At 47.6% G+C, this 6,609-nt stretch carries 6 protein-coding genes; 1 reads left to right on the forward strand and 5 read right to left on the reverse strand.

Features of this window, described 5'->3' with window-relative positions; genetic code table 11:
• Nucleotides 1-109: 109 nt before the first annotated feature.
• The 5 genes from AC1DUA_RS25595 to AC1DUA_RS25615 form a co-directional block, all read right to left on the reverse strand.
• Nucleotides 110-946, reverse strand: coding sequence for a sugar phosphate isomerase/epimerase family protein (locus AC1DUA_RS25595; RefSeq protein WP_477502451.1), 837 nt, complete (start codon nt 944-946; stop codon nt 110-112).
• A gap of 86 nt (nt 947-1,032) precedes the next feature.
• Nucleotides 1,033-1,812, reverse strand: coding sequence for a VOC family protein (locus AC1DUA_RS25600; protein ID WP_477502452.1), 780 nt, complete (start codon nt 1,810-1,812; stop codon nt 1,033-1,035).
• Nucleotides 1,813-1,878: 66 nt separating this feature from the next.
• Nucleotides 1,879-3,429 (reverse strand): RNA polymerase sigma factor, encoded by a 1,551-nt coding sequence (locus tag AC1DUA_RS25605; protein ID WP_477502453.1) that lies wholly within the window; start codon nt 3,427-3,429, stop codon nt 1,879-1,881.
• Between the two features lie 57 nt (nt 3,430-3,486).
• Nucleotides 3,487-4,377 carry a DUF4153 domain-containing protein gene (locus tag AC1DUA_RS25610; RefSeq protein WP_477502454.1) on the reverse strand — a complete coding sequence of 297 codons (891 nt, stop codon included), beginning with the start codon at nt 4,375-4,377 and terminating at the stop codon, nt 3,487-3,489.
• A gap of 47 nt (nt 4,378-4,424) precedes the next feature.
• Nucleotides 4,425-4,583, reverse strand: coding sequence for a hypothetical protein (locus tag AC1DUA_RS25615; protein ID WP_477502455.1), 159 nt, complete (start codon nt 4,581-4,583; stop codon nt 4,425-4,427).
• Between the two features lie 326 nt (nt 4,584-4,909).
• On the opposite strand from AC1DUA_RS25615, the gene AC1DUA_RS25620 reads away from it, so the two are divergent.
• The coding region (locus AC1DUA_RS25620; RefSeq protein WP_477502456.1) for an ABC transporter substrate-binding protein at nt 4,910-6,609 on the forward strand (1,700 nt) is incomplete at its 3' end.

Here is a 6,609-nt window from a genome sequence, read left to right on the forward strand (position 1 = left end):
CTTTTCGCTCCCCACTGGTGACTTAGCATCATAAAACATGCTTATCTTTAGCAAAAAGAATCAAACCTCGCGTTTCACCAACTTTTAATTTCACAGTAAATGCAGGTAATTATGCTGACGTCACGTACGGAGCGACAAGCTTCCGAACACGCTCAATCCCTTCCCACATGTCTCCGGGTCCATCATAGACAAGAGTAAACGGTCCTTCGTACCCCGCTTGCTTCGCAATCTCCATGCAGCGTATGAACTCATCTTCATCAGGAAACCCTTCCGCATCAGTTTGCGCTTTGGCATGGATCGATTCGCTGAATGGAATCGTTTGGCCGAGAGCTTCGAACTTATCACTTCCTTTGAAATTGCCATAATCGGAAGTGAAACCTAAGACATTCTCGCATTGCTTCAACAAGGCTAGGCAATTAACAGCTACCGAAGTCAGCGAATGGAAGTTTTCCGTAACCACCCTCACTCCGCGTGAGCTAGCATACTCCCCTAATTCTCGTATAGCGTCAGCTGAACGCGCTAAGGCCTGAATATCTGAAGGCTCCGCATCGCCAGCAATCACTCGAACTCGCTCTGCTCCCGCATTTGCCGCGATATCAATCCATTCCATGATCCAAGCGATGTCCGAAGATCTGCGAACCTCATCAGCGCTAGAGATATCCCCATACTCAAGCAACAGCGAGTAGAACCGAAGATTTGCGTCCTCGAACGATTGTTTCAACGCGCTGAGATACGCTGCGCCCGTTTCAGGGAAATGAAAATGGCAAACCTCCAAAGAAGCAAATCCTTTGTCGGCAAGCTCCGCAGGAAGCTCGAGCAGCGTAAGATGTTCCGGTTGCTCCTGTACAACCGTTATTTGCGAATGTGTTGATTCATCCCAGCGTGTCCACCTTAATGGACCAAGCAGTCGGTGCAAACTCCAACTCGTAAGTGATAAAAATGGCATATGTTCAACCCTTCCTAGCTGTATTTGCAGGTATCTTACCAAATTCGCATGGCTTAACACCATATGCCATCTCGTCGCTTCATCTCTTATTGTGCTGTTTTGTCTACTTCTTCCACAATCAGGTATCCATTGCCATCAGGATCTTGAAATTGGAAGCAAGTAACACCCAACCGCTTTTCAATTCCCTCCCTATTGAGACCGCCTAACGAACGGACATGTTCAAGGGCAGCTACCAAATCTGGCGATTCAATGATCATAATCGGATTCGTGCGTGCTTCCAACTGGAGCTGCTCAAAGTATTTGCTTTGGGATTGGCTAAGTCGGTTATCATCAATAAGCAAATGAGCGCCGCGATCCATTTGAATCGCTGGCAAATCGCCGAACCGAGGATCTGAACCTGCGCTTCTCCCAAGGAAATCTTCATACCAAGCCGTCGTGTCATCGATATCATCCGCATGCAAGAGGATGCGGCTTATTTTTCGCAGAAAAGCATTGGCAGGCCGAGTCTTCTTAAGACCTAAATCCCGATTCGATTTGCAAACCATGTGAGAGTTAATATTGAAAACGGAAAGATACTCATCTTCGAAAGTATCCGTCAAGACCGTATGAGATTTGTTTTCACAAAATTGATGCGCAGCATGAATATCATCGGTATCGAACATAATGGTCGGCGGAGATCCCCAAGTATTCCTGTCCAGAATAATTTCCGTTCCATCCAAATCAAAAATATAAATACCATGGCTGTCCTCATCAGGTTGAGGAACAATTGGGCGCTGAAACAAGTTCGCATACCATTCTATAGAGCGTTTAAGATCTTGTACGGGAACAAATATAGCTGGCATAAAAGCATTAATCGGATGTGGCATAGTCAATTTCCTCCTTAGTTGATTGTTCAATGTATAGACACAGCGGCTGAATCATTTCTATCACACTTATCCAAAAAGAGATGCAATAAGATGAATGCCCTCTTTTTCAGCCTCCCAGGCTAACATCAGTTCTTCCCTGATCTTGCACATTCGACCTGCATGACTGCCTCCATAACCGAAAGGAAAGCTCGGGTATAAACGTGTGAATGATTGGCTGACTCGCTTATAACACAACGCCGCCTCGACAAGCCGCTGCTTGCGCTGGACGTTGTTGCTGCTATCCGACAGCTCCTGCAAATACAGAGCCGCATGCTCCCGAGATTCAGCTAGAATCGCTACTTGATAGGCATGTCCTTGCAGATCAAGTGAACCATCTTCTACCGCTTCTAACCAGAGACGGTAACCGTCAAGGCCGAAGGCGTAACCATCCAAAGGAGGCTCTTTCCCTCTTGCATGATCAATAATCGCTCGTAGCGATGCCTCCTCTTTTTGAGGAGCTGATACTTTACCGCGGATGCCAAGAACGAACAATGGCGGCTGATCAGCCTTTCGCCCCAACTGGTCATACCGAACTGACCGCTCCTCGCGGCTGTATCCTAGATACATGATTTTCTGTACTTTGTCATCGTAACCATGAACAAACCCAAATTCATTACTTTGCATGTTCCAAATAATTGCGGGGACACCTTGGTCGATAGAACCATGAACGATGGATAAAATATGAACTTGCTGTTCGGGTGTCAGTGTCTTTCGATGAGGACGCCCGAAACAAGTCCCGTTGATGCCTAACCGCTCTAGAATGCGGTATGCGGTGTAACTCCAGTCGAACGTTGAAATCCCTTGTGAATGACAGCTTTTGGCCACGTTCAAACGGAACGCATCGCCCGAGATCCCCATCAACTGCGTATGGGAAATGTTCTCCTCTCCTACTGTCCGAAGTGCCTCACCGATCATCACCGATAAGAAGGCATATGGCTTAGAAAACAGAGGAAGCGGCAATGTTCTGGTGACGGTCAGACCGCTCATCTTCCGAACCTCAAGATAGCGTTCGATTTCCTCGCGGAATCGCTCTTCATTCGCTTTCACCCTCGCGCGAGACAGCAAGTTGTAAATATTGCTTTGCTTCATCCCGAAGCGGGTCGCCAATTCTTCCGTCGTCGCTTCATCAAAAGCGCTAGCGCTCAAAACTTCCCGCGCCTGCTCAGAAAGCGGGCGCATGGAACTGCGAATCAGGTCTTCGCTTTCTTCCCGCTCCTGCCAGACTCTGGGGCTAATCCCCTCGCTCCCGCTGAGCTCTCCCCAACCCGATTCTGGGATTTCCTCCGTAACGTACTCGCTCCGATTAGCAGCCCCACGAATGGAATTCATGGCGATACGGAGAACCATCAACCGAAACCACGCTCCGAATTTCTCCTCGTCTTTTAGATCATTTATTTTATCTTTTACTTTGAGAAAAGCTTCCTGAACCACATCTTCTGCGAGAAATGCATCGCGAACGATGGCCTGCGCCCATGATAAGGCTGCTGTGCGATACGCGCTAATCAGCATCTCAAAAGCAATCGGATCTCCTTCTTTGACACGACGTAGAAGATCGGGTATTTCGCTAGGGTTCCCCACTGGCAACCTCCTGAAATGTTTATTTCCCGTCTATATTCGCCAAGAAGACTGGTTTTCCTACCTTTTTGCACGATAGCTGGATAGATTCCAGGATGGCCAAGTTTTATTCTTTTGATCACCCATTACACGATCTATTGTTTGTTGAACGGAGTTCAGCTCGGGATGCTTGGCCTGCAGCTGCTTCAATGCGGGTACTACATCGGTTGAAAGATTACCTAGGTAATCAAGGTCGATGACTCCCGATTTTTCATAACGTTCCATGTTATTAATGGCGATCCGGTGGTCGAGATTCATATAATTCATCACTAAATAGGCAAGTATGGCCGTGGTTATGTAGGCTCTGGACATCGACATCTTTTCCACCCATATCCGGAAAAATGCGAGAATAAACAAAATGCCAAGGAAGATCATGAACCCATGCACGAGCAGTCTCGTCTGTGTAAATCCATAAGCTTCTTCATATAGCGAAAGCCTTCCATACGCAGAAATTAGCATGACAATCGTGCAGGCTACTAGCAGCGTAAGTAGCGTTTTTCGGATAATTTCTCCTAGTGAAGTGCTTGAGCGAATCCAATGTAAACCAGGGAACAGCAGCGAAACATTGATTAGAGCGACGACGACCAGTTCCGCAAACCCTCTGCGAGCATATTCCGCATAAGCCACACCTGTAGGCAAAAGGCCATCTGCGGCTCCGAATAAATAGGAGAATTGGATGATCGCGAACAGGACATACACGACATTCACACAAACCAGCAGTGTTCCTGCTGTTATTGGGTCAAGCATGGGTTTGTTGCGAACCACGTCAACAGCAGCAGCAGTTTCATCTTTCGTACTGTCAAATGGGTGCGATGCCTCGATAATTTTTGGGAAAAGCAGTCCCCACATGTAGCAAAAAGTGTAAAGAGTGATCGCAACTGCAAGAACGATACGACCTAAACCTGAATACATGCCTCACCATGTCTTGCAAAAAAGTAGCGTGGTACCAGGCGTGTTTGCTATTCCTCGATAGCACGACCGTTTGCATCACCATACAAAGCGGCAGGGCAATCATATTGAGCAGGTGAAAAAAGCTGTTTGCGAACAAGGCATAGGTCAACGCCAGTAAAGCGACAGGCACCATAAGCAGCCATCCCGCTGTACTTTGCCCTTTCCACGGCTCAAATCCGCCTAATCTCCCTTTTATCGAATAAAAATAAAGTCCATAGAAGCCGGCAACGCTTAGAAATACAGAAATGCCCGCTGGTCGGCCGATAAATAAATATTGTACCAACAGTCCGAATAAACAAGCGTACGCTAGCATGTAGCTATATTTCCTTTGCCATGGAGCTGGATCTCTCATTGAACTTTCTCTCCTTTAATCATGACGAAATAGAATTGCAAGGAATTGATAATTCCTGCCTTTTATTGTAACCTTTAAAACAAGAACAAAAAGTGTAAGTTTATTTTCGGTAATTTCATATTTTATGACGGAGGGCAATGGATGAAAATTCGCAAGCATTATTTGACACTTCGCGATGCCTTTCCACAGCTCCATGAAGAGTCTCCGCTGGAGACAACGCTCGAAGAGCTTGCAGCGCAAGTAGACTGCACGCACCGCAACATGGTGCTTCTCCTCAAGCGAATGCAGCAAGAGCAGTGGCTCACTTGGCAGCCCAAAAAAGGCCGCGGCAACCGCTCGACCCTCATTTTTCATATGCGCAAAGAACAACTGCTTCTGGAAGAAGCCAAACAGTTCGTGGCTAAGCAAGACTTACAATCTGCACTTGATTTGCTGCAAACAACCGATCATCCCTCCCACCTTAGAGAGCAGTTCCAAGAATGGTTGTCTAGTCAATTCGGGTTTCGTTCCGAGCTGCAAGGCGATCGGCGATCTGATGTGCTGCGCTTCCCACTGACCCAAACCATTCATGCGTTAGATCCCGCTTCCATCCATTACGCCGGGGAATCTCATCTGGTGAACCAGCTCTTCGATGGTCTCGTTCGGATGGATTCAAAGGGTGAGCACATCGTGCCCCATTTGGCGCATGCCTGGGAGGTTGATGAAACGAGAACCGTGTGGACGTTGTATCTTCGAAAAGGAGTGCGCTTTCACCATGGTCGCGAAATGTCCGCCAGGGATGTCAAATATGCGCTGGAAAGACTGCAGCGCTTAGCGCCGCGCGGGCTGTACAGCTGGGCATATGCGGGAATCAAGCAGATTTCCTGCCCAAAYGACACAACAGTTATCATCCAATTAGTTGAACGCAATGAATTGTTTTTGGGATTCTTGAGCACGAATCGAGCTGCGATTGTTCCTGAAGACGCGTGTGAAGCATCCGGTGGTTGGATGGGTACGAACCCTATCGGGACAGGTCCTTTTCGCTTAGCGGGTCATGAACATGGCATTTGGATACTGGAGGCATTTCCTGCGTATTTTCAAGGCAGAGGTTTCTTGGATCGTGTTGAAGTGTGGACACTGCCAGAGAATGAACATCTGTCTGACTCCGATCAGAAGCAGCCTTTTCAACTCATGCACAATGTGCGAATTTCGGACATGGATGCTCAGCGCTGGCAGCAAGTGCGACAATCCGGAATGACCACGAAATTCATGACAGTGAATGAGAGGAAAGAAGGCCCTCTTCGGAATCCTCTCTTACGCAAAGCTCTCGGCTTGGCATTAGATCAAGCCTATTTATTAGAGCAGCTTTCCGGGGATGTGATCGAAGCAGCGAGTTCTTTTTTCCCGAAGTCAGCGATAGAGGAAGATGTACATGCAAAGGAAAATGACAATTCTTCACTTCCTTTTCCACCACCACCGACATTTGAGCAGCTGATCCAATCGGCTGGTTATCAAGGGGAGACGCTTACACTTGCTACAATTCCGCAATACGAGCAGGATGCGCTTCTTTTGCAGAAAATGTACGCATTATCCGGCATCAAACTCCAAATCATGCTTATTCCTGCGGAACAGTTCAATGGCGAGCTGCGCATGTCGGCTGATCTTGTTCTTTTCGCCATCATGATAGACGAGCACCGCGAATTGCGTCTTTACGATATGTACAAAAGCATGCAGCAGCATGCGGCGCCTGAGGTGCAGTCTCTGCTCGATGACAGCTTGCAACTGCTGCGTTACGAAATTGACCCAATACGCAGAAAAACGCTGCTCGAGCAGTTAGAATCCCAGCTCAAGCAGCGTTACAG

This window comes from Paenibacillus sp. 01T422 (assembly GCF_056398785.1).

What these genes read in the sequence shown, in the direction of transcription:
- AC1DUA_RS25595 (WP_477502451.1), bottom strand. Translation starts at nt 946, where the DNA reads ATGCCATTTTTATCACTTACGAGTTGGAGTTTGCACCGACTGCTTGGT.
- AC1DUA_RS25610 (WP_477502454.1), bottom strand. Translation starts at nt 4,377, where the DNA reads ATGTATTCAGGTTTAGGTCGTATCGTTCTTGCAGTTGCGATCACTCTT.
- AC1DUA_RS25600 (WP_477502452.1), bottom strand. Translation starts at nt 1,812, where the DNA reads ATGCCACATCCGATTAATGCTTTTATGCCAGCTATATTTGTTCCCGTA.